This window comes from Limnohabitans sp. (genome assembly GCF_023910625.1).
Classification (GTDB): Bacteria; Pseudomonadota; Gammaproteobacteria; order Burkholderiales; family Burkholderiaceae_C; genus Limnohabitans_A.
The window spans coordinates 554426-575601 of sequence record NZ_JAAVVW010000003.1 but is presented as its reverse complement, the minus strand read 5'-3'; the positions used below and the strand labels follow the sequence as shown (position 1 = coordinate 575601).

At 57.2% G+C, this 21176-nt stretch carries 20 protein-coding genes and 1 pseudogene; all 21 read right to left on the bottom strand.

All coding sequences use genetic code 11. The annotated features are described in order from the left end of the window. Window positions 1–45 precede the first annotated feature (45 nt). The 21 genes and pseudogenes from HEQ17_RS05845 to HEQ17_RS05745 all read right to left on the bottom strand — a co-directional run bounded on the left by HEQ17_RS05845 (window position 46) and on the right by HEQ17_RS05745 (window position 21160). Window positions 46–822, bottom strand: coding sequence for a DUF2189 domain-containing protein (locus HEQ17_RS05845; RefSeq protein WP_296293685.1), 777 nt, complete (start codon window positions 820–822; stop codon window positions 46–48). A gap of 182 nt (window positions 823–1004) precedes the next feature. Beyond that, complete coding sequence (locus HEQ17_RS05840; RefSeq protein WP_296291863.1) at window positions 1005–2249, bottom strand: PLP-dependent transferase; 1245 nt, start codon at window positions 2247–2249, stop codon at window positions 1005–1007. Window positions 2250–2321: 72 nt separating this feature from the next. After that, complete coding sequence (locus HEQ17_RS05835) at window positions 2322–2846, bottom strand: phosphoribosyltransferase (protein WP_296291862.1); 525 nt, start codon at window positions 2844–2846, stop codon at window positions 2322–2324. Window positions 2847–2902: 56 nt separating this feature from the next. Further along, window positions 2903–4231, bottom strand: coding sequence for an adenylosuccinate synthase (locus tag HEQ17_RS05830; RefSeq protein ID WP_296291861.1), 1329 nt, complete (start codon window positions 4229–4231; stop codon window positions 2903–2905). A gap of 17 nt (window positions 4232–4248) precedes the next feature. Next, window positions 4249–5409, bottom strand: a complete 1161-nt coding sequence (locus HEQ17_RS05825; RefSeq protein WP_296291860.1) for an ATP phosphoribosyltransferase regulatory subunit — start codon at window positions 5407–5409, stop codon at window positions 4249–4251. Window positions 5410–5551: 142 nt separating this feature from the next. Further along, window positions 5552–5719, bottom strand: a pseudogene (locus HEQ17_RS05820) (DUF2065 domain-containing protein). Between the two features lie 21 nt (window positions 5720–5740). Beyond that, complete coding sequence (gene hflC / locus HEQ17_RS05815) at window positions 5741–6640, bottom strand: protease modulator HflC (protein WP_296291859.1); 900 nt, start codon at window positions 6638–6640, stop codon at window positions 5741–5743. Window positions 6641–6651: 11 nt separating this feature from the next. Next, a complete protein-coding gene (gene hflK / locus HEQ17_RS05810) occupies window positions 6652–8031 on the bottom strand; it encodes an FtsH protease activity modulator HflK (RefSeq protein ID WP_296291858.1) in 1380 nt (459 codons plus the stop codon). Between the two features lie 56 nt (window positions 8032–8087). Then, window positions 8088–9254, bottom strand: coding sequence for a GTPase HflX (gene hflX / locus HEQ17_RS05805; RefSeq protein ID WP_296293684.1), 1167 nt, complete (start codon window positions 9252–9254; stop codon window positions 8088–8090). Window positions 9255–9326: 72 nt separating this feature from the next. Then, window positions 9327–9590, bottom strand: a complete 264-nt coding sequence (hfq, locus tag HEQ17_RS05800) for an RNA chaperone Hfq (protein WP_040506060.1) — start codon at window positions 9588–9590, stop codon at window positions 9327–9329. Window positions 9591–9660: 70 nt separating this feature from the next. After that, window positions 9661–11001, bottom strand: coding sequence for a ribosome biogenesis GTPase Der (gene der, locus HEQ17_RS05795; RefSeq protein WP_296291857.1), 1341 nt, complete (start codon window positions 10999–11001; stop codon window positions 9661–9663). A 20-nt stretch (window positions 11002–11021) separates the two neighbouring features. Next, window positions 11022–12152: an outer membrane protein assembly factor BamB gene (gene bamB, locus HEQ17_RS05790; RefSeq protein WP_296293683.1), complete on the bottom strand. Its 1131-nt coding sequence runs from the start codon at window positions 12150–12152 to the stop codon at window positions 11022–11024. Next, the gene (locus HEQ17_RS05785) at window positions 12152–12823 is read right to left on the bottom strand and encodes a tetratricopeptide repeat protein (protein WP_296291856.1); all 672 of its coding nucleotides are present in this window, start codon (window positions 12821–12823) and stop codon (window positions 12152–12154) included. The genes bamB and HEQ17_RS05785 overlap by 1 nt, the downstream gene beginning before the upstream one ends. A gap of 24 nt (window positions 12824–12847) precedes the next feature. Further along, a complete protein-coding gene (gene hisS, locus HEQ17_RS05780; RefSeq protein WP_296291855.1) occupies window positions 12848–14185 on the bottom strand; it encodes a histidine--tRNA ligase in 1338 nt (445 codons plus the stop codon). Next, on the bottom strand, window positions 14182–15471 hold the full coding sequence (ispG, locus tag HEQ17_RS05775) for a flavodoxin-dependent (E)-4-hydroxy-3-methylbut-2-enyl-diphosphate synthase (RefSeq protein WP_296291854.1): 1290 nt from the start codon (window positions 15469–15471) through the stop codon (window positions 14182–14184). Before ispG ends, hisS begins: the two co-directional genes overlap by 4 nt. A gap of 2 nt (window positions 15472–15473) precedes the next feature. Next, window positions 15474–16400 carry a helix-turn-helix domain-containing protein gene (locus HEQ17_RS05770; protein ID WP_296291853.1) on the bottom strand — a complete coding sequence of 309 codons (927 nt, stop codon included), beginning with the start codon at window positions 16398–16400 and terminating at the stop codon, window positions 15474–15476. Then, window positions 16390–17544 carry a 23S rRNA (adenine(2503)-C(2))-methyltransferase RlmN gene (rlmN, locus tag HEQ17_RS05765; RefSeq protein WP_296291852.1) on the bottom strand — a complete coding sequence of 385 codons (1155 nt, stop codon included), beginning with the start codon at window positions 17542–17544 and terminating at the stop codon, window positions 16390–16392. The genes HEQ17_RS05770 and rlmN overlap by 11 nt, the downstream gene beginning before the upstream one ends. Before the next feature lie 33 nt (window positions 17545–17577). After that, window positions 17578–18003 carry a nucleoside-diphosphate kinase gene (gene ndk, locus HEQ17_RS05760; protein ID WP_296291851.1) on the bottom strand — a complete coding sequence of 142 codons (426 nt, stop codon included), beginning with the start codon at window positions 18001–18003 and terminating at the stop codon, window positions 17578–17580. Window positions 18004–18157: 154 nt separating this feature from the next. Next, window positions 18158–19366, bottom strand: coding sequence for a pseudouridine synthase (locus HEQ17_RS05755; RefSeq protein WP_296291850.1), 1209 nt, complete (start codon window positions 19364–19366; stop codon window positions 18158–18160). Next, window positions 19363–20043, bottom strand: coding sequence for an SMC-Scp complex subunit ScpB (gene scpB / locus HEQ17_RS05750; RefSeq protein ID WP_296291849.1), 681 nt, complete (start codon window positions 20041–20043; stop codon window positions 19363–19365). The genes HEQ17_RS05755 and scpB overlap by 4 nt, the downstream gene beginning before the upstream one ends. Before the next feature lie 121 nt (window positions 20044–20164). After that, a complete protein-coding gene (locus HEQ17_RS05745; protein ID WP_296293682.1) occupies window positions 20165–21160 on the bottom strand; it encodes an RluA family pseudouridine synthase in 996 nt (331 codons plus the stop codon). Window positions 21161–21176 lie beyond the last annotated feature (16 nt).

The window sequence follows — 21176 nt, the reverse complement described above, 5'->3', positions numbered from 1 at the left end:
GCTCCTTTAATGAGGGCTGTTCAATGTAACAGTTTCTTTGAGGCCTTACTCCCACCCGACAGTGGCCCGATAGGCATGCCAGCTGGCGTGCCCCAGCCAAGGCCCCACCAAAATGATGCCCAAGGCCCATGGCCACAGCGCGGCCAACACCAAAACGCTGAGCAAAAAACCCCACAGCAGCATTACCCCAAGGTGTGAAAAAACAACCCGAATGCTGGTCAGCACCGCCGTAATCGCGTCGGTGTCGAGGTCCAGGATCATGGGAATTGACACCACCGATAAACCGTAAACAAGGCTTGCAAACACCCCTCCCACAACCAGATAGGCCACTATAAACTCGATATTGTTGGGGTTAAAGACCGCCTCGATCACGCCCGTGGTCGAGGGCATTCCGGTGTTGAAAAATACCGCAAACACCACCAAAGAAACTCTGCCCCACAGCAGCTCCAACACCAGCAGCGCCAACACCAGCATGGCCATGCTGCGGATGTGCTGGTCCCAACACATGAGCGATGTGGCCAAGTCTGGCATCTCGCCCCGCTCTCTTTTTCGGCTAACTTCGTACAGCCCCATGGCCAAGAATGGCCCCACCAGCAAACAGCCTGATACCAGTGACAAGGTGTATTCGGGCTTGTGCTTGAAAACCAGGGTCAGCACCTGCGCCATGCCCCAAAAGCACAGGCCATAAAACAGCGCAATGCCCGGGTGCTTCAAAAGATCTTGCCAGCCGCGGGCAAGCCAGCGAAAGGGGTCTGCAAAGCCCAATGGCCGAATCAGCAACTGGGGCCCTTCAGGAGCCGGAGGCACATAGGGCGAGGCCATGGTGGGCAAGTCAGCGTTTTCGGTTGAGACTGCGGGCAAGGGCTTGACGTCAGAGGGCATGACAATCCTGAAATCATTGGTGAGTTCAGATTACCCTCCCTCTACAGCTTTGAACAGTCAGGAAACTACCCAAACGGGGAAATCAATCGAGAATGACAGTCCACACTGAATAAAAAACGGGCTCAAGCAACAGGCAGGTGGGCTTGGGCAGATTGATTCAGGTCATGTATCAAGTCGTGCGCCGACTCCAGACCGCTGGAAAAGCGCACCAGCGTGCCTTGCTTCAAATGAGAAGGCCAACTTTGCCGCATGGAAGCCAGGTCATACGGCACGACCAGACTTACCGGCCCCCCCCAGCTGTAGCCAATCCTGAAGAACTTCAAGTTATCGCAAAAGGCATCCACTTGCGCCTGGCTATAACGCGCATCAATCATCACGCTGAACAAACCCGCTGCCAATCCCGAACCGGGCGTGCGCTCGCACAGTGCTTGCCAATGCGAGTGCCCCGGCGAGCCTGCAAATGCAGGGTGCAGCAACTGAACACATTGCGGCTGAGCCTGCCACCAGGCAGCCAAGGCCCGAGCGGTCTGGTCATGTGCCCGATAACGCAAATCAATGCTGGGTAAGGAACGCAGCACTGCTTCGGCATCGTTGGCTGCCACACCCAAGCCCAATCGCATGTGGCACAGCTTGATTTTCAAATGCAGGGCCGGATTCCGCGTGATGACGCTGCCCATCAGCACGTCGCCACCTCCGCTGGGATATTTGGTCAGCGCATGAGCGCTGATGTCCACCGCCAAACTGCCCGACTCACCATCGGCAGGCGCGTCGCCCAGCAAATCAAAGGGCTTGAAGGCCAAGCCTGAACCCCAAGTGTTGTCCAGTGCACACATAACGCCTCGAGCCTTGCACAGGCGCACCATCTCAGGCAGATCCGGAAACTCCATGCTGACCGACCCGGGTGCTTCCATCCACACCAAGCGAGTGCGCGGATTGATCTTGCTGGCCAGGTCTTGCGGACTCAGCGGGTCGTAGAGTTGGTGAGAGATGCCGTAATGGCGCAACTCGCCTTCGGCCAGCGCCTTGTTGGGGCCGTAGGCATTAGCGGGCAGCAGCACCTCATCACCACTGTGCAGCACCGCCAAAGCCACGGTGGCCAAAGCAGCCAGCCCACTGGGAACCAGAACGCACTGGGCACCGCCTTCCAGGCTGCACAGGCGCTCTTCGAGAGTGTAGGTCGTGGGTGTTCCGTGCAAGCCGTAGGTATAAGACGATTTGTCTTTCCATTCACGCTGGCGCATGTTGGCCACGGTTGGAAAGTACACCGTCGAAGCCTTGAAAACGCCCTGCTGTGGGGCGTCAAAGCCGGCAGGCGGTGTGTAGGCGTGGTGGATAAGATTGGTGATGTCTCGTTTTGTTGTGCTCATGTCAGCATCCTGAAGCAAGGGGTGCCTAGAAGGAATCCTATCCGATCCACAAGCAGTCGTTTTGAGTGGAGCTTAGACACTCCACTTTTCCAGCAATTTTTCGGGACGCATGTTGTCATACGGCTCGAAAGGCTGGTGAATCCAGGGGTTCGTGGGCAAGTCGTCCACCGAATAGTCAGGCTTGAAGGTCGACACCCCCTTGGTCCAGATGACAGCAGTACGTAATTCAGTCACGGGTTTGTAGTTGTTCTTGAGCAGATCCACCACCGCACGCAAGGTATGACCGGTATCGGCCAAATCGTCGACCAACAGCACTCTGCCAGCGATCTCGCCTTTGGGCGTGGTGATGTAACGGGCGATGTCCAGGTGGCCTTGCAAGGTGCCGGATTCGGCGCGGTAGGAGCTGGTGGACATGATGGCCAGAGGCTTGTCAAAAATACGCGACAGGATGTCGCCAGGGCGCATGCCGCCACGGGCCAGACAAAGGATATTGTCAAACTGCCAGTCGGACTGGTGTATTTTGATGGCGAGTTTTTCAATCAGGTTGTGGTACTCGTCGTAGCTCACGTACAGGTGCTTGCCGTCTTCAGTCAACATGGGAAGAACTCCGTCGAAAAAGGTGGGTGGATAAACAGGAGGCGCTGATCGCTCAATCAGGTCGCAAAAGGGTTGTGCAACAAGATGGTGTGATCTCGGTCAGGGCTGGTGGACACGACATGCACAGGCACGGCTGTGACTTCGGCAATGCGCTCGATATACCGGCGCGCGGTCGCTGGCAGTTGATCCATCTCGGTCACACCCACAGTGGTTTCGGTCCAGCCGGGAATGACTTCGTAAATCGGCTTGCAACGAGCGATTTCGTCTGCACCCATGGGCAGGATGTCGATGGTTTGTCCATCCAGCTCGTAGCCAATGCACAGCATCAACTCTTTCAGGCCATCTAGTACGTCTAGCTTGGTGATGCACAGGCCCGACAGGCCATTGACCTGCGCGCTGCGCTTGAGCAAGGCCGCGTCAAACCAGCCACAGCGGCGCGAACGACCGGTGGTCACCCCCTTTTCGGCACCCACGGTGGACATATGGTAGCCGGGGGTGCCGGGGGTTTCCCAGTCGAGTTCGGTGGGGAATGGACCGCCACCTACGCGGGTACAGTACGCCTTGGTGATACCCAGAATATAGTGCAGCATGCCGGGGCCAACACCTGAGCCTGCAGCGGCATTGCCCGCCACGCAGTTACTCGATGTCACAAAGGGGTAAGTGCCGTGGTCCACGTCGAGCAGGGTGCCTTGCGCGCCTTCAAATAACAAGTTGGCGCCGGCCTTGTGGGCGTCGTTCAGTTCGCGCGACACATCGGCCACCATGGGCAGCAGCGCTTTGGAATAGGCCATGGCATCGTTGTATACGGAATCAAAGTCCACCGGCGCCGCACCCAGGATGTTGACCAGGATTTCATTGTGCAATGCCAGGTTATCGCGCAACTTGCCGGCAAAACGCTCAGGGTATTTGAGGTCTTGCACGCGCAGGGCACGGCGCGCTACTTTGTCCTCGTAAGCAGGGCCAATGCCGCGGCCTGTGGTGCCGATTTTGGCCGTTCCGGCTTTTTCCTTGGCAGCTTCGCGGCCCACATCCAGCGCCACATGGTAGGGCAAGATCAAGGGGCAGGCTTCGCTGACGCGAAGGCGTGACCGCACCTCGACACCAGCTTTCTCAAGACCGGCAATTTCTTCAAGCAATTTGGGCACCGACACAACCACACCGTTACCGATGTAGCATTTAACACCGGCACGCATGATGCCGCTGGGGATCAGGTGCAAAGCGGTTTTGACGCCGTTGATCACCAAGGTGTGTCCCGCGTTGTGACCGCCCTGAAATCGGACCACGCCCTGTGCGCTTTCGGTCAGCCAGTCCACCAGCTTGCCCTTGCCCTCGTCGCCCCATTGAGTGCCGACAACGACCACGTTACGGCCTTGCTTCATGTTCATGCTTGAAATCTTCTTTCTCAAAGAGCCTGTACCAACCACTGCCCTGCCGCTTCAACCAACTCACGGTCGCAATGGAACTCATCAACTTCGCTTTCGTGCCCGGGAAGCACGCACACCACGGTTTCACCCCGGCTGCGCAAGCTGGCAATCGCTGCACGCAACTCGGTCGAAGGCCCCCAGGGGGCACGAATGGCCGCCCGCAGCGCCAAGGGCTGAACTGCAGCAACCAACTCTTTCAAATCAAGGCTGAAACCGACGGCGGGGCGATCACGATCAATACGGTGTCCAAACACTGCCCCCACACCGTCATAGCGCCCCCCACGCGCCAGCGCATCGGCAGCGCCCCTGGCATAAATGGCAAAGCGGATGCCGCTGTAATAGGCGTAACCACGCGAATCACCCAAATCGAAACTGATGGTGGTCCCCGAAATTTGAGTGGCCAGCCAACGCAACTGACTCAGTGCTTCGGTGATTGCGGGAGTTGCAGGCAGGCATTGCGCGGCTTGATCGAGCACTTTGGCATCACCATACAAATTGACCAAAGCGCGCAAACCATCGCGGTTGGCAGACGCAAAACCCGTTGTCAGACGGGCAATTGCACTGCCATCTTTGATAGCCAAGGCTGCGTGAATGTCGTGACGCAATGCATCCGAAATGTCCTCGGCATGCAGTAGGCTGCTGACAATGCGGGCATCCGCCAAGTCCACCTGCAAGTCGCCAGCGCGTGCGGCACGCAGGCTATCCAGAGCCAGTTGCAAAACTTCAAGATCGGCCTCAGGTCCAGCGTGGCCGTAAATTTCGGCACCCAGTTGCAAGGGTTCGCGGGTGGCATGTGGACGCGCAGGACGCGTGTGCAGCACGGGGCCGCAATAGCACAGACGCGTCAGGCCCGCGCGGCCGAGCAAATGCGCGTCGATCCGGGCCACTTGAGGTGTTGTGTCAGCACGCAAACCCAAGGTGCGGCCCGAGAGTTGGTCGACCAGTTTGAAGGTCTGCAAATCTAAGGCTTCACCCGTGCCGGTCAGCAGGGATTCCAAATGCTCCAGCAGCGGCGGCATCACCAGCTCGTAGCCATAGCCACGGGCGGTGTCCAGCAGTTCGCGGCGGAGTTCTTCGATGTGGCGAGCCTCGGAAGGCAAGACATCGGCAACGTGATCCGGTAGGACCCAAGCAGACATGAGGGGATGGGGGGAAGGGGTAAAAACGAGATTTTACCGGGTTGACAGGCTCATTTCCGGCAAAGAGATTGGCAAATTGTCCAAATCCTGACTCTGTGAGAAGAATGGGCCCGTTCGGATCAGCCGCACCAGCGTGAGGGTGTCAGGCCAGCAGCCAAATCACCACCAGTCCGAACACCACCATGATCATGCCGAAAAACCGAATCTGCCCCTCCTGAAGCTGGAGCATTTGCTATAACAGGCCTCGCCACCTGCGTGGCGAGATCATGGGCAGCAACCCCTCCAGGATAAGCATCAGGCCCAAGGCCATCAGGAGGGTGTCGAGCAAGATTTACTTCCGGGCCGGCGCACTGCCCGGTGTGCCGCGCATGCCCTTGAAGAACTCGGAGCTACCGGGGTCGAGCACCATCACGTCACCTTTGCTGTTGAAGCTGGATTTGTAGGCTTCGAGGCTGCGGTAGAACTGGGCAAACTGAGGGTCGCGGCCAAAAGATTCAGCATACAGACGGGCCGCTTGGGCATCACCCTCCCCCTTGATCTTCTGGGCATCACGGTAAGCGTTGGCAATCGTCACCTCGCGTTGGCGATCGGCATCGGCGCGGATTTTTTCACCCTCAGCACCACCGGTTGAACGCAGCTCGTTGGCCACCCGCTTGCGCTCGGCTTCCATCCGGCGATAAACCGATTCGGTGATGGTGTCCACATAGTCGGCGCGGGTGATGCGCACATCCACCACGTCCACACCCCAGGGCTTGGCCCCTTTGACAACGGTCAGCACGGCGGATTTGACGTCGTCCATCAGTTCTTCCCTCTTGAGAGAGAGCAACTCGTTGACGGTGCGTTTGTTGATTTCTTCTTGGAAAGCGTTACGGACCACGCGGTTGAGTTGGTTGGTGCCTGCCTTCTCATCCAGACCCACGTTGCGGATGTAGGCCTGTGGGTCGGTGATGCGCCAGCGCACATACCAATCGATCACCACACGCTGCTTTTCAGCGGTGAGCATGGGCTCATTTTCAGGGCTGTCCAGCGTCAACAAACGCTTGTCAATGTAATTAACGTTTTGCAGGGGGGGCGGCAGTTTGAAGTGCAGGCCCGGCTCGGTGATCACTTCCTTGATCTGACCCAAAGCGTAAACCACGCCAAATTGACGCTGGTCCACCACGAACAATGTAGAGCTGAGCAGTGCGAACACCACCAGCAAACTCGAAATCCACAATCCGATGCGATTCATTGTTTTGTTCCTTATCGTGGATCGCGGCTACGCGAACGCTCGAGGTCTCGGGAGCGGGTATCCACCGTGCCGTTGCTGCCTGCGGTAGCAGGGGCTGCGGGCACATCCATGGCGGGCGGGGCCACTTGCGTGACCTGTTGCATGATTTTGTCGAGCGGCAAGTACAGAAGGTTAGAGCCTGACTTGCTGTCCACCAGCACCTTGGTCACGTTGCTGTAAATCTGCTGCATGGTGTCGGTGTACATGCGGTCACGCATCACCTGCGGAGCCTTTTGGTACTCGGGCAAGATGGTCTTGAAGCGCTGGGCGTCACCTTCGGCTTGCGCCACGATGCGTTCGCGGTAAGCGTCGGCCTCCTCCTTCAGGCGCGAGGCCGCACCCACGGCGCGGGGCACCACGTCGTTGGCGTAGGCTTGCGCTTCGTTCTTGGCGCGTTCGCGCTCCTGTCCGGCTTTGAGCACATCGTCAAAAGCGGCCTGTACCTGCTCTGGCGGACGCACGCCCCCTTGCTGCAGGTTGATTCCCACCACCTCAATGCCGACTTTGTAGCGGTCCAGGATGACTTGCATTTTTTCACGCACACGGGGCGCGATTTGGTCTCGCTCTTCGGCCAGGGCCGAATCCATCTTCATTTTGCCCACCACCTCGCGCACAGCGGTTTCTGCAGACTGCACCACCGCCTCGGTCGGGTTGCGGCTTTCGAACAGATAAGCGCGGGCATCGTTCAAGCGGTATTGCACAGCAAACTTGATTTCAACGATGTTCTCGTCTTCGGTCAGCATGGCTGACTCGCGCAGACCTGTGGCCTTGACAATGTTGTCTCGCCCAATGTCTACCGATCGGATCTGAGTCACGAACACCAGCTCATGGCGTTGCACGGGGTAAGGCATGCGCCAGTTGAAACCGGCAGTCACTGTGGAGTGGTACTTGCCAAACTGGGTGATAACGGCTTGCTGACCTTCTTGTACGATGAAAAAGCCGGTGGCCAGCCAAACCAGCAAAGCGCCGCCCAAAATGACGCCAATGCCCAAGTTCTTGATGAACGCCGGGATTTCCGGTCCGCCCGAACCACCGCCCGAGCCGCCTGGGCCTTGGGGACGCTGAGGGCCGCCTTTGCCGCCAAAGATCTGACCGAGCTTGCGGTTGAAATCGCGCCACAACTCGTCCAAATCGGGCGGGCCGCTTTGTTGTTGCTGTGGGCCGCGTCCGGGGGGTGGTTGCCAAGCATCTGGCTTGGGGCCGGGTGGCGGCGTGTCGCTCGTTGGCTTGTTGCCCGAGTCACCGGAAGATTTGTCATCGTCACGACCCCAGCGTGGGTCGTTCAAATTGAACATGCCTCGGATCTTTGCGGGCAGCAAGGACCATCGCAGGGCTGGCAGTTGAAAATTCATGGTTCTTTGTCTTTGTCTGGAGGACGAAACAGCATTGTGCCGAATTTAAGGGCCACTTAAGGCAGGTCACCGGGATATTCCCGGTTCAAGTCACGGGGATCGGGCTCGGGCGAATCGGTGGACGGCAGGGCCGCCTTGACGATATCGGCCAGCGCCGTGCGCAAAAGGGCCAAACCCTCACCACTTCGCGCGCTCAAAAAAACACGCGGCACGGGCTCGCCATCGAGTTCGTACTGGTCTTGCATCTGCAAGGGGTAACGCTCAGCGGCCAAGGCATCGAGTTTGTTGAAGACCACCAGTTGCGGCACCTGATCGGCACCGATCTCTGCCAGCACTTTTTGCACCTCGGCCATTTGCTCCGGAAAATCCGGGTTGGCGGCGTCCACCACATGCAGCAGCAGATCGGCTTCGGTTGCCTCTTGCAGTGTGGCCTGGAAGGCTTCGACCAGACCGTGCGGCAAATCACGGATGAAACCCACCGTGTCCGACAAGGAAACCGAGCGACCCGCCTCGCCCAAATAGAGCTGGCGCGTGGTGGTGTCCAAGGTGGCAAACAACTGGTCGGCGGCAAAGGCGCGGGCCTTGACCAGGGCATTGAACAGTGTGGATTTGCCCGCGTTGGTGTAGCCCACCAGCGAAATGTTGAAGGTGTCGCGCCGCTCGCGCTGTCGCCGCTGGGTGTTGCGCTGCTTTTTGACCTTGAGCAAACGCTCCTTGATTCGCTTGATCGAGTCGTTGATCATGCGGCGGTCCAGCTCGATTTGGGTTTCACCCGGACCACCCCGCATGCCAATACCACCACTTTGCCGCTCCAAGTGCGACCAGCGGCGCACCAGACGGGTGCTCAGGTACTGTTGTCGGGCCAACTCGACTTGCAGCTTGCCCTCGTGGCTGCGGGCGCGCTGGGCAAAAATTTCCAGGATCAGCAAAGTCCGGTCGTTAACAGGTAAACCGATGTGGCGTTCCAGATTGCGCTGCTGTGCCGGGCTCAGGGCTTGGTCAAACAAAACCTCAATAGCCCCATGCATCAGGGCCACCTGCTTGATTTCATCGGCTTTGCCGCAGCCCACAAAAAGCGCTGCATCCGGGGCTTTACGCTTACAGGTCAAACGCGCCACTGGACGAAGACCACCTGTTTTGGCAAGCAAGCCCAACTCCAGCAAGTCGGCATCAAAGTGAGGCAAACCAAAGTCAACACCGACCAGCACGGTGGGCACATCCATGGACAAGGGTGATTCAATCACACTCAGTCACTATAGGCTGACCGGCTGAGCGCCAAAATACGCGATTCAAAATCAAGCCGTGATTTCTCCTGTTTCAGGGGTGCTGAAGGTCACCGAACGGCCTGGAACGATGGTCGAAATCGCATGTTTGTAGACCATCTGTGTCACAGTATTGCGCAAAAGCACAACGTATTGATCAAAAGACTCGATTTGGCCCTGAAGTTTGATGCCATTGACCAAGTAAATCGACACAGGCACATGTTCTTTGCGCAGGGCATTCAAAAAAGGGTCTTGCAAAAGTTGGCCTTTGTTGCTCACGATATTCTCCGTGTTCAGAAGTTTGAAAGCGTCGACCTTACCACAGGGCTCTCGTCCATTTAAGCAAATGGCAAGATTTCCTCATCATTCAGGCGGTTTCCTTGTCAGCGAACGGGTTTGAGGACGTTTTCATCTCAATTCGCAAGGGTGTGCCCGACAAATTGAAAGCCTTTCGAAAACGCCCTTCCAGGAAACGCTTGTAGGTGTCGGTCACGTGTTCCAGTGAGTTGCCGTGGATCACGATGACCGGTGGATTCATGCCACCTTGGTGGGCGTAACGCAGTTTGGGACGGTACATGCCGCCACGCTGGGGGCTTTGGAACTGCACCGCCTCTAGCAACAAGCGTGTCAGGATGGGGGTGCTCATCTTGCACATGGCCGATTTGTGGGCCTGCACAATGGAAGCCCACACAGGGCCCAAGCCTTGGCGCTTTTTGGCCGAAATGAAGTGCATGTTGGCAAAGCCCAAAAATGGCAGGCGGTTTTCAATCGATCGCTGCACCCATTGACGCTGGTAGTCATCGACCGCATCCCATTTGTTCACGGCCAACACCATGGCGCGGCCACTTTCAAGGGCGTAGCCCGCTATGTGCGCGTCCTGATCGGTCACGCCCTGCTCGGCGTCCAGCAACAGCAAGACCACGTTGGCCGATTCAATCGCTTGCAGGGTTTTGACCACCGAGAACTTTTCAATGGCCTCGAAAACCTTGCCTTTACGGCGCAAACCGGCCGTGTCAATCAGCTCGAATTTCTGACCTTGCCGCTCAAAAGGAACGCTGATCGCATCCCGCGTGGTGCCCGGCATGTCAAATGCCACCAAGCGCTCCTCTCCTAGCCAGGTGTTGATCAGGGTGGACTTGCCCACGTTAGGGCGTCCAGCGACAGCAAGCCTGACAAGGCTTGGGTCCTCGACAGCGTCTTGTGGCTCGTCTGGCAAATGAAGCAGCCCGAAAGCCAACTCCACCAATCCGCGCGTGCCCTGACCGTGGGAGGCCGAGATGGCAATCACCTCACCCAAACCCAGCTCATAGAACTCACTCAGTTGAATGCCTTCGCGCATGCCTTCTGCCTTGTTGGCCACAAGTAAACAAGGCTTACCGATCTTGCGCAGGTATGTAGCAATGTCATGGTCTTGGGCCGACAGCCCACCCCGTGCATCAACCACAAAAAAAACCACATCCGCCTCGGCCACTGCTTGCTGCGTTTGCTTGGCCATCTCTTTGTAGATCCCGCTGCTTGCATCGGGCTCAAAGCCCCCGGTGTCGATCACAATGAATTCTTGACGGCCTAGCTTGCCATTGCCGTAATGACGATCACGGGTCAAACCTGCAAAATCGGCGACGATGGCGTCCCGGGTTTGGGTCAGACGGTTGAACAGCGTGGATTTGCCCACATTGGGGCGGCCAACAAGGGCCAGTACAGGTTTCACTTAAAAAAATATCCGATCTATCACTCAGAGCGAAAACCAAAGACAGAACCGGCGCGCGTCACCACCACCAAAGTTTGGCCTACTATCATGGGTTTACCCATGATGGCGCTACCGTCGGTGGCAACCCGCTGCACAGGCAGGCCATCCTCTAGGCCCAGAAAATGGATCCAGCCTTCCTGATCGCCCACCACCACCTGTCTCTTCCAGGAAGAAGGCATGCTCAGTCCACGGAAACGCAAGGCTTCCTGCGCCCACAGTGGCGTTCCGCTACTGCGTTGCCATGCCAGCACCTTACCATCCGACTCGGTCCCCAACAGAAAATTGTCACTGCCATCGAGTCCTTGGTGACCTTGGGCTGGCCGTGTCCAATTGAGCCGCCCATTGAGTCCATTGAGGCAAGCCACCGAGGTCTGGAAGGACCGTACACACAGGGTCTGGCCCTGACGACTGGCTCCGGCTACAAGGTCCACCAGCCGCTCCACTTCGTTGGTACCCCGGGTGGACCCAATCAAGGTTTCCCAACGAACAGCACCATTCATTGGATTGAATGAAACCAGACGTCCTCCCAAGCCCACCAGTAAATTGTCTTCCATCGGAATCAAAAGACCTGCCTGGCGAAGCAAAAGTGGTTCAGTGGCGCGTTGCTGACCCCATAGACGCCGCCCCGTCTCGGCATCAAAGGCCGTGACGGTGCGGTCGCCTGTCAACACAAAAACCCGCTCACCCGCCACCAGTGGCGGCGTATAGGACAGTGCTGACAGTTGATGACGCCAAAGAATCCTGCCGGATTCGACCACCACCAACTCGTTGTTTTGAGTGACCACTGCAAATCGGCGACCATCCCCACCCACACCCGCTTGTATGGGGGCGCTCAGTTTCAAGCGCCAAATATCCTGACCATTTTGTGCATCGATCAAGGCCAGTTGGCCCTGCGTCGATGCCATTGCAATGTGCTGTCCGTGAACAGAAGTCAACAGGTGTGTTGAAGTTGAACCGATCTGGCTCCTCCAGACACTTTGGATTTTGAAGCTGCCACTGACCACCGGCAAGGGTGAGGCTTTGGGCTTTTCAGGCGAACTGGAGCAAGCGATCAACATTGACAATGCCGCAGCGGCTGAGACACGCGAGAGTACAGACTTCAGAAAAAACATCACTTTGAGTTTCCTGCAGGTTCCGAAAATTGAGGGTCGACCCCCATGGCATTGAGTTTGGCCTCGACAAGGCGACGGTAGTCCGGGATGTCCTCCAGAAACTGCCACGCATTGCGGTAGGCAGTCAGGGCTTCATCCTTCTGATTTTTGCTCATCCGGATATCGCCCTGGAGATCAAAAGCCAAGCCCTTCAACGAAGGGGCCAACGGCTGAGCCAAGAGGCTCAACGCCTCGTCCTGTACACCAGCATCCAACAAAATACCCGCCAAGCGGAGTCGAGCGATGTCACGGTAGGCAGAATCAGGGGCAGCATCGATCACCCATTTAAGTGTTGTACGAGTCTCGTCGGTTTTGCCATGGGCATGAAGTGATTTGGCCGCCATCAGAGCAGCCTGATGAGCAAACAAGGTTTTTGGAAACTTGTCTTTCATGTCCGCCAATGTCCGTTGAACACGAGCCAAATCGTTGGCAGAAACTGCGCGCTCGACCTCATCGAACAACACGGCTGCTTTGGCTGCCTGGTTGCGTTCCCAGTATTGGTAACCATTCCAAGCCGCGTAGCCGCCCAAAACGACAATCAACACCCAGGAAATCAGGTTGCCGTATTTCTTCCAGAAGTGTTTGATCTGGTCGAGTTGTTCTTGTTCTTCAAGGTCGAGGGCTTTGGCCATGGTGTGATTAAAAGGTTGAGCGCTTCAAAGCGCGGATTGTAGGCTGTGGGCCCACGCGGCCGCAGTGTTCAGCGGCTCGGTTCGCTGGGCACCTTCACCGTCACGCAGCGATTTGACCGCCACCAGGCCTTGGGCCAATTCTTCGGCACCGAAGACCAGGGCGAAACGCGCACCCGAGGCATCGGCTTTTTTGAACTGGGACTTCATGCTGCCCATGCCGTCACCCGAGCCAGAATGCATCTGAGCCGACACGCCACAAGCGCGCAAGCTCTGCAGCACCTGCATGGCCACCGGCAAAGCGGCGGTTTCGGGGATGATAGCGTACACATCGGGAGCCAGATCGGGCAAGTCCTCGCCCTGCTCCTTGATGAGTTCAAGTACCCGCTCGACACCCAAGGCCCAGCCCACGGCCGCGGAGGGTTTGCCGCCAATTTGCTCAACCAGGTAGTCATAACGGCCACCGCCGCAGATGGTGCCTTGCGAGCCCAGGCGGGTGGTGACGAATTCAAACACCGTGAGGTTGTAGTAGTCCATGCCGCGCACCAGGCGCGGGTTGATGCTGTAGGCCACCCCATTGGCATCCAGAATGGCTTTGACTGCATTGAAATGGGCCAAGGACGCTTCACCCAAAAAGTCGAGCAAACGGGGGGCCGCCTCCACCACGCTTTGCATGGCCGGGTTCTTGGTGTCCAGGATGCGCAGCGGGTTGGTGTGCAGCCGGCGCTTGGCTTCTTCGTCCAGCACATCGCTGTGCTTTTCAAGGTGGGCAATCAAGGCTGCGCGGTGGGCTTGACGCTCTGCGGGTTGGCCCAAGCTGTTGAGTTCCAGGCGCACATCTTTCAGGCCCAACACCTTCCACAGGTCATTGGCCAGCAAGATGAGTTCGGCATCCACCTCCGCCCCGCCAAAACCCAGCACCTCGGCACCGACTTGGTGAAACTGGCGGTAGCGACCGCGCTGCGGGCGCTCATGGCGGAACATGGGGCCCATGTAATACAGGCGCTTGCCGCCTTCGTAAAGCAGGTTGTGCTCGACCACAGCGCGCACAAGTCCTGCTGTCCCCTCGGGGCGCAGGGTGAGTTGTTCGCCATTCAGGCGGTCTTCAAAGGAGTACATCTCCTTTTCAACGATGTCGGTCACCTCACCCAGGCCGCGCACAAACAAGGCCGTGGGCTCAACAATGGGCAAACGCACGTTGCGGTAGGCATAACGCGCCATCAAGGCGCGCACTTGCTGCTCCAGCCATTCCCAACGCGCCGAGTCGGGCGGCAGGATGTCGTTCATGCCCTTGACGCCGACCAGCTTTTGGGCCTTGGCCACCTTTTCAACCTTGGGGGCGTTTTCTTTCAACGGCTCGATCATTTTGTCTCAGCAGTTGCTGAACCGAAACGGTTCGCAATGTAGTTTTCAACCAGCACCTGAAACTCTTGCGCAATGCCTTCACCGCGCAGCGTCAGGCGTTTTTCGCCGTCGATGAAGACCGGAGCCGCAGGCGCTTCGCCCGTGCCCGGCAGGCTGATGCCAATATCGGCATGCTTGCTTTCACCTGGTCCGTTCACGATGCAGCCCATCACGGCCACCTTGAGGTTTTCGACTCCAGGGTAGCGCACACGCCAGACAGGCATCTGGGCACGTAAAAAGTCGTCAATCTGCTTGGCCAGCTCCTGGAAAGTGCTGCTGGTGGTGCGACCGCAGCCTGGGCAAGCCGTCACGCTGGGCACAAAAATGCGCAAGCCCAGCGACTGCAAAATCTCAGACGCGATCACCACCTCTTGCGTGCGGGCTTCACCCGGCTGAGGCGTGAGCGAGACACGAATGGTGTCGCCAATCCCTTCTTGCAGCAAAACGGACAAAGCTGCAGCAGAGGCTACGGTGCCTTTGGTGCCCATGCCCGCTTCGGTCAAGCCCAAATGCAAAACATAGTCGGTGCGCCTGCCCAACTCGCGGTAAACCGAGATCAAATCCTGCACCCCTGACACTTTGCAGGACAGCGTGATTTGTGAGCCTGGCAAGCCCATTTGCTCGGCTCTTTGTGCAGAGGAAATGGCCGACGAAATCAAGGCCTCGTACATGACTTGGCGGGACTCCCAGGGACTTGATCGCAAACTATTTGCGTCCATCAATTGAGCCAAGAGCTCCTGGTCGAGGCTGCCCCAATTCACACCAATACGGATAGGTTTGTTCCATCGCATGGCAGCTTCAATCATTTGTCCGAATTGAAGGTCACGTTTGTCCCCTTTGCCCACATTGCCAGGATTGATGCGGTATTTGGACAAAGCCTCTGCACAAGCAGGGTAATCGGTCAACAAACGGTGCCCGTTGTAATGGAAATCGCCGATCAAGGGAACGTCGATGCCCATCTTGTCGAGCTGTTCGCGAATGTGTGGTACCGCCTCTGCCGCTTCAGGTGTATTGACCGTGATGCGCACCATCTCGGAGCCTGCAATGGTCAATTCTTTGACTTGTATGGCAGTCCCAATCACGTCAGTTGTGTCGGTGTTCGTCATGGATTGGACCCGGACCGGAGCACCGCCCCCCACGGTCACCACCTTGGAGCCCCAAACCACACAGGACTGACGACTCACTCTTTTGAGAGGTTTGGCGATTTCAATGGCTGTTTCAGAGGAAGAATGGGCGAATGAGCGCATGGTTAATCCTTCACTTCAAAACGGGCAACTGTCAGTTGGGTATGCGGGCCAAGGTCAAAAAGCTGACCACGCAAGGTGGCACTGACCACCTGAGCACGCCCTACCACCACCCGAACAGGCAAAGGGCTGTCGATGCGTATGACATCTCCTTCTTTCAGGGTCCCACTCCAAATAACTGCATCTCGCGTATTTCGAAGCTCAAGCCAGCTTTCTCCTTTGGCTCTGAAAACCCAAGGCACTGTGCCCGGTGACGCCGCGGGGCCAGTGTTTGCGCTTTTCATGGGTGAATCGGCTGCCATCAAAGGCATAACCGTTGCAGGATTGAGCGCATTGGAGGTGGGCGCTGATGGTGCAGGAGCTTCTGAGGAATCTTTGCCCTCAGCCGCGGGGGCAATGGCCGGCGCGGGCACAGGGGACGTCTGCAAGTTGTCCTCTTGAGTGATTTGATCTGAGGAGGGCTTGTTGAATAGAGTGAGATTCAACCTGTCCCAGATTGCCCACTCGGATGGTGAAGGCATCCACAAGAATGAAACCGTCAATGCAAACAACAAGAACCCCAACCAAAAGACCTTGGCGGAAAACACTTGCCAAAAAGACGGGCGGCGGCGGGCCCCCTCAAGCAAGGCGTCATAGGGTAACTTTGAAGTTTTACGAGCAGAAAGTTGCCCCGGCAACTGAGGCAAACCATCCAGAATGGGGCGTGGATCGGTATTCAACTGCCTGCACATGCTGGAAGCCAGCCCACGGTAAAAAAACGGCCCTTTACCGGGATCCAACTCATCGGCCTCCAGGGCTTCCAATTCTCGGACAGGTACTTTCAGATGAGATGACAAAACCGCAAGATGCACGCCAGCCAGTAGCCGGGCCTGCCGCAACAACTGACCTGCCGTCAAATGATTTTTGACCTCAAACTCAGGGCTATTTGTCATGAAATGCCTCCTGTTGAATCATCGTGGAGAATGGAACCAAGCGGACAGTGCGCTGCCGGGCCATGCGCGATTGCACCTGAGTGCGGTCTTTCACATCACCCGCCAATTGACCGCAGGCAGCATCGATGTCGTCACCCCGGGTTTTGCGCACGGTAGTCACCAAACCCGCGTCTTGAAGATTTTTGGCAAAAACCTGAACTCGAGCCTGGGGAGAGCGCAGTAAACCCGAGGCTGGAAAGGGGTTGAATGGGATCAGGTTGAACTTGCTGCGCAGACCATGACGCGCGTGTTTTTGCACCAGGTCAATCAACTGGCTGGCGTGCTCGGGCTGGTCATTGACGCCGTCAAGCATGCAATACTCGAACGTGATGAAATCGCGCGGGGCATGGGCCAAGTAGCCAATGCAGGCCTGCATCAGTTCATCCAGTGGGTATTTGCGGTTGAGCGGCACCAGGTAGTCGCGCAGCTTATCGTTGGGGGCGTGCAGCGAGACCGCCAGCGCCACAGGACAGTCAAGCGAAAGGCGCTCAATCAAAGGCACCACACCCGAAGTGGACACCGTAACTCGGCGACGCGACAGGCCATAGCCATGGACATCAAGCATAGCGCGCAAGGCGGGCACCAATGCCGAATAGTTTTGCAGCGGTTCTCCCATGCCCATCATCACCACGTTGGAGATGACGCGTTCATCGGTTGACAAGTGTTGGCGCAAAAAGTGCTCGGCAAACCACAGCTGGGCCAAGATCTCGCCCGTACTCAGGTTGCGGCTGAAGCCCTGATGGCCAGTGGAGCAAAAGCGGCACCCCACCGCGCAACCAGCTTGGGAAGAAATACACAAGGTGCCCCGATCGTCTTCGGGAATAAACACCGTTTCAATGGCGTTGCCATCGCCCACATTGAACAGCCACTTGATGGTGCCGTCGGTGGAGACGTGCTGACCAATCACGGGCATGGCTGCGATGTGGGCGTTTGATTTGAGCTTATGGCGCAAGGACTTGGCCAAATCGCTCATTTGATCGAAGTCAGAGTTGCCGCGCTGGTGAATCGCGCGGAACAACTGGGTAGCCCGAAAGCGCTTTTCCCCCAAACCGTCACAAAAAACGGCCAGACCTTCAAGGTCAAATTCAAGAAGGTTGGCCGTCATGGAGCACCGGGCAGCGCAGAAGGCGCGTCACGATCAGCGTGCGTAAACATTCATGCCGGGGAAGAAGAAGGCAACTTCAGCGGCAGCGGTTTCGGGGGCGTCAGAGCCGTGCACGGCGTTGGCGTCGATGCTGTCTGCAAAGTCAGCGCGGATGGTGCCGGTGGCGGCCTTCTTGGGGTCGGTGGCTCCCATCAGGTCGCGATTTTTAGCAATGGCGTTTTCGCCTTGCAGGGCTTGGATCATGACAGGGCCGGAAACCATGAAGTCCACTAAGTCCTTGAAGAAGGGACGCTCTTTGTGCACAGCATAAAACTGCTCGGCTTCCCCGCGCGACAAATGGGCCATTTTGGCGGCAACCACTTTCAGGCCAGCAGCTTCGAAGCGGGCGTAGATCTGGCCGATCACGTTTTTGGCAACGGCGTCGGGTTTGATGATGGAGAGGGTACGTTCGATGGCCATGATGTTTCCAGTGACAGAATAAAGTTTTAAATGCATTTATGCCCAGCGGCAAAGCCACTCATTCTAACCTGAGCGGAACCGATCAAAGCCTGTGAAGTCCTTCAGTACCCGTGGGAATCGGGCCAGCCGCGTGCAGCCGTGCAGACAGAGGGTTTCAACGGCTGCGGCCCGAACTGCCCCGACCGCCACGACCTGCTTCACCTTTAGCCTTCTTAAGACGGTTAAAGCTGTCTGCACCAATGTATTTGGCTTGTGCTTTTGGCGCATCGGACTTGGCGTGCAAGTCGACGCCTCCCTGCATTTGCTGGGTTCTGGCGACCGGTTTGGCACGCGGAACGGCTGAACCCGCCCTGCCCTGCCCCCCGGTACGGGGGCGGCGGTCGTTTCGATGGTTGCGAGCCGACTGATCGTTGAAAGGTTGTGAGCGTTCCCTGGTACCCGCTGCCCGCATCAGGGAACGAATGTCGGCTTCGTCCAGCTCCAACCAGGCCCCACGGCGCAAGCCGTGGGGCAGAACCATCGAACCATAGCGGATGCGGATGAGGCGGCTAACAGCATGGCCCACGGCATCCATCATGCGACGCACTTCTCGATTACGGCCTTCAGAAATGGTCACGCGGTACCAGCAATTGGAACCTTCGCCGCCGCCGTCTTCGATCGAGCCGAACTGTGCCAGGCCGTCTTCCAGCATCACGCCGTCCAGTAATTTTTGTTTTTCTTCCTTGCTCAAGGCTCCCAGAACGCGCACGGCGTATTCGCGCTCCAGCCCAAAACGCGGGTGCATCAGTTTGTTGGCCAATTCGCCCAAACTGGTGAACAGGAGCAAACCTTCGGTGTTCAGATCCAGGCGCCCCACCGACTGCCATTTGCCATTGTGCAAGCGGGGCAGTTTGCGAAACACCGAGGGGCGGTTTTGTGGATCGTCGTGGCTGACGATTTCGCCGGCAGGCTTGTGGTATGCAATCACGCGTGCTGGCGACGGGTCGATGCGGATACGGATGGGCTTGCCGTCCACCTTGATCTGGTCACCGTATTGAACACGCTGGCCAACATGGGCCATCTCGTTGTTCACGGCAATGCGCCCTTCGGCGATGAGTTTTTCCATCTCCAAGCGAGAGCCCATGCCCGCCTGGGCCAGCACCTTGTGCAATTTGGGCGAGTCCAATTGAGGGGGCAATACGCGTTTGCCCATCTCATCGTTCAAAACATCCCTGCCCTCTTCTTTGTCATACTCTCCCGAAACCACATCGGCCAAGACAATCGGCTTGAATGTAACGGTCAGGGGCTGCGAGCCGGCAAGCGACTTGCGGTTGGCATCAACACCCGGGTTGGGGTTGGGGGCTTGGGAAATGCGATCGCTCATTGATTTGGATTTTCGTCCCCATCTGTCGGGGCAAAGTGGGTTAAACCGGTCACATCAGAAACCAAGGAATGGTCCAAAGGGTGGTCGGCTAGATGATCCTCAAGAGACAAATTGGCTTGTATGGACTCATCTTCCAGCACACTGGCTAGGGCCGTGATCTGGGGATCAGCTTCAGACAAAAGGGGTAACTGATCCAAGGAATCCAAACCCAGGTCATCCAGAAACTGTCGTGTTGTGGCGAACAAACTCGGCCGCCCCACTGTTTCACGATGACCGATCACCTCCACCCAGCCCCGGTCTTCCAATTGCTTGATGATCTGAGAACCGATAGTTACCCCTCGAATGTCCTCCATGTCGCCTCGGGTGACCGGCTGCCTGTAGGCGATGATGGCCAAGGTTTCAAGAACGGCACGGGTGTATTTGGGCGGTTTTTCGGGATGTAGGCGATCAAGATAACTGCGCAACTCAGGCCGACTCTGAAAGCGCCAACCGCTGGCTACATGGGTCAACTCCAAGCCCTTGGTAGCCCATTCCAATTCGAGCTCTTGCAACATCAGCCGCAGGGAGTCGGCCCCCAGCTCATCGTCGAAAAGCACCCGTAAATGGCGCAAGGACAAAGGTTGACCTGCGGTGAGCAAGGCCGTTTCCAGGACACGCTTGGCTTGCGCCGTCATCATGGTGCCGATCTTTCGGAAAAAACGCCTCACGGCGAGGTTGGGGAGAGGCAGTCACCATGGCGTAACAAGTTCAGCCAAAAGTTTGACTGTCAAGCATGTAGCTGCATGGGAGATGCAATGATCAAAAATCAGTGCTTGGATTGTAGCGGAGGCCCAATGGTTCCAAAGCAGCAGCCATGTCCGCCGGGCAATCTGTTCTGAGGTCGATGTCGATACCCGTGATCGGGTGAACAAACGCAAGACGCCAAGCATGCAGGGCCTGACGCGTCATTCCGGCCATCTCCCTTCCACCATAAACAATATCACCCACCAGCGGATGCCCCAGATGAGCCATATGGACCCTGATTTGGTGAGTACGTCCTGTGTGTAAAGTGCACTGGACCAAGCAACAGCGCTGACCTTGCGCCAATAAATCCAAAGTCGTTGAAGCAGGTTTGCCGGACTGTTGGGGCAAATTCACAACCGCCATGCGCAAGCGGTTACCGGGGTCTCTGCCAATCGCAGCATCCACAAATCTTTGAGCAGGACCCGACCAACATTCGTGCGCAATCGCCAAATACTGACGGTGCACCTGACGAGCGGCAATTTGAGCCACCAAGGCATCCATGGCCAGTCGTGTTCGGGCCACCACCATCAGTCCGCTGGTGTCCTTGTCCAAACGATGAACAATGCCAGCCCGAGGCACCTCGCTGGCTTTGGAGTCCCAGGCCAAAAGCCCATTGAGCAAGGTCCCCCCCCAGTGCCCAGGCGCGGGATGCACGACCAGCCCCGCTGGTTTTTGGATGATACGTAAATGGTCATCCTCGTAAACCACATCGATGTGCATCGTTTCAGGAACAAACGCTTGGGATTGAGGCGTGGCCCTCAGGGTGATCCGGATTTGATGGCCCAAACGCACTTTGGAAGAAGCCTTGGTGGTCACCCGACCATCCACCAGAGCATCACCGTGCTCGATCATTTGCTGCAAAAAACTACGCGAAAACTCTGGGACCAGTTGTGCGACAACCCGATCCAATCGTTGCCCATGCAGCGAAGCTGGAACACAAACCTGTCTGACCTCCTGGATGTTTTCAAGGAGGCGATCAGAATCGTCCAGTGCGTGAACCGGATCGTCGATTTCGGAGTAGGTCGAT

Coding starts and splice junctions, on each gene's coding strand:
- HEQ17_RS05845 (WP_296293685.1), bottom strand. CDS start 822: ATGGCCTCGCCCTATGTGCCTCCGGCTCCTGAAGGGCCCCAGTTGCTG.
- HEQ17_RS05840 (WP_296291863.1), bottom strand. CDS start 2,249: ATGAGCACAACAAAACGAGACATCACCAATCTTATCCACCACGCCTAC.
- HEQ17_RS05835 (WP_296291862.1), bottom strand. CDS start 2,846: ATGTTGACTGAAGACGGCAAGCACCTGTACGTGAGCTACGACGAGTAC.
- HEQ17_RS05830 (WP_296291861.1), bottom strand. CDS start 4,231: ATGAACATGAAGCAAGGCCGTAACGTGGTCGTTGTCGGCACTCAATGG.
- HEQ17_RS05825 (WP_296291860.1), bottom strand. CDS start 5,409: ATGTCTGCTTGGGTCCTACCGGATCACGTTGCCGATGTCTTGCCTTCC.
- hflC (WP_296291859.1), bottom strand. CDS start 6,640: ATGAATCGCATCGGATTGTGGATTTCGAGTTTGCTGGTGGTGTTCGCA.
- hflK (WP_296291858.1), bottom strand. CDS start 8,031: ATGAATTTTCAACTGCCAGCCCTGCGATGGTCCTTGCTGCCCGCAAAG.
- hflX (WP_296293684.1), bottom strand. CDS start 9,254: ATGGATGTGCCCACCGTGCTGGTCGGTGTTGACTTTGGTTTGCCTCAC.
- bamB (WP_296293683.1), bottom strand. CDS start 12,152: ATGTTTTTTCTGAAGTCTGTACTCTCGCGTGTCTCAGCCGCTGCGGCA.
- HEQ17_RS05785 (WP_296291856.1), bottom strand. CDS start 12,823: ATGGCCAAAGCCCTCGACCTTGAAGAACAAGAACAACTCGACCAGATC.
- hisS (WP_296291855.1), bottom strand. CDS start 14,185: ATGATCGAGCCGTTGAAAGAAAACGCCCCCAAGGTTGAAAAGGTGGCC.
- ispG (WP_296291854.1), bottom strand. CDS start 15,471: ATGCGCTCATTCGCCCATTCTTCCTCTGAAACAGCCATTGAAATCGCC.
- HEQ17_RS05770 (WP_296291853.1), bottom strand. CDS start 16,400: ATGACAAATAGCCCTGAGTTTGAGGTCAAAAATCATTTGACGGCAGGT.
- rlmN (WP_296291852.1), bottom strand. CDS start 17,544: ATGACGGCCAACCTTCTTGAATTTGACCTTGAAGGTCTGGCCGTTTTT.
- ndk (WP_296291851.1), bottom strand. CDS start 18,003: ATGGCCATCGAACGTACCCTCTCCATCATCAAACCCGACGCCGTTGCC.
- HEQ17_RS05755 (WP_296291850.1), bottom strand. CDS start 19,366: ATGAGCGATCGCATTTCCCAAGCCCCCAACCCCAACCCGGGTGTTGAT.
- scpB (WP_296291849.1), bottom strand. CDS start 20,043: ATGATGACGGCGCAAGCCAAGCGTGTCCTGGAAACGGCCTTGCTCACC.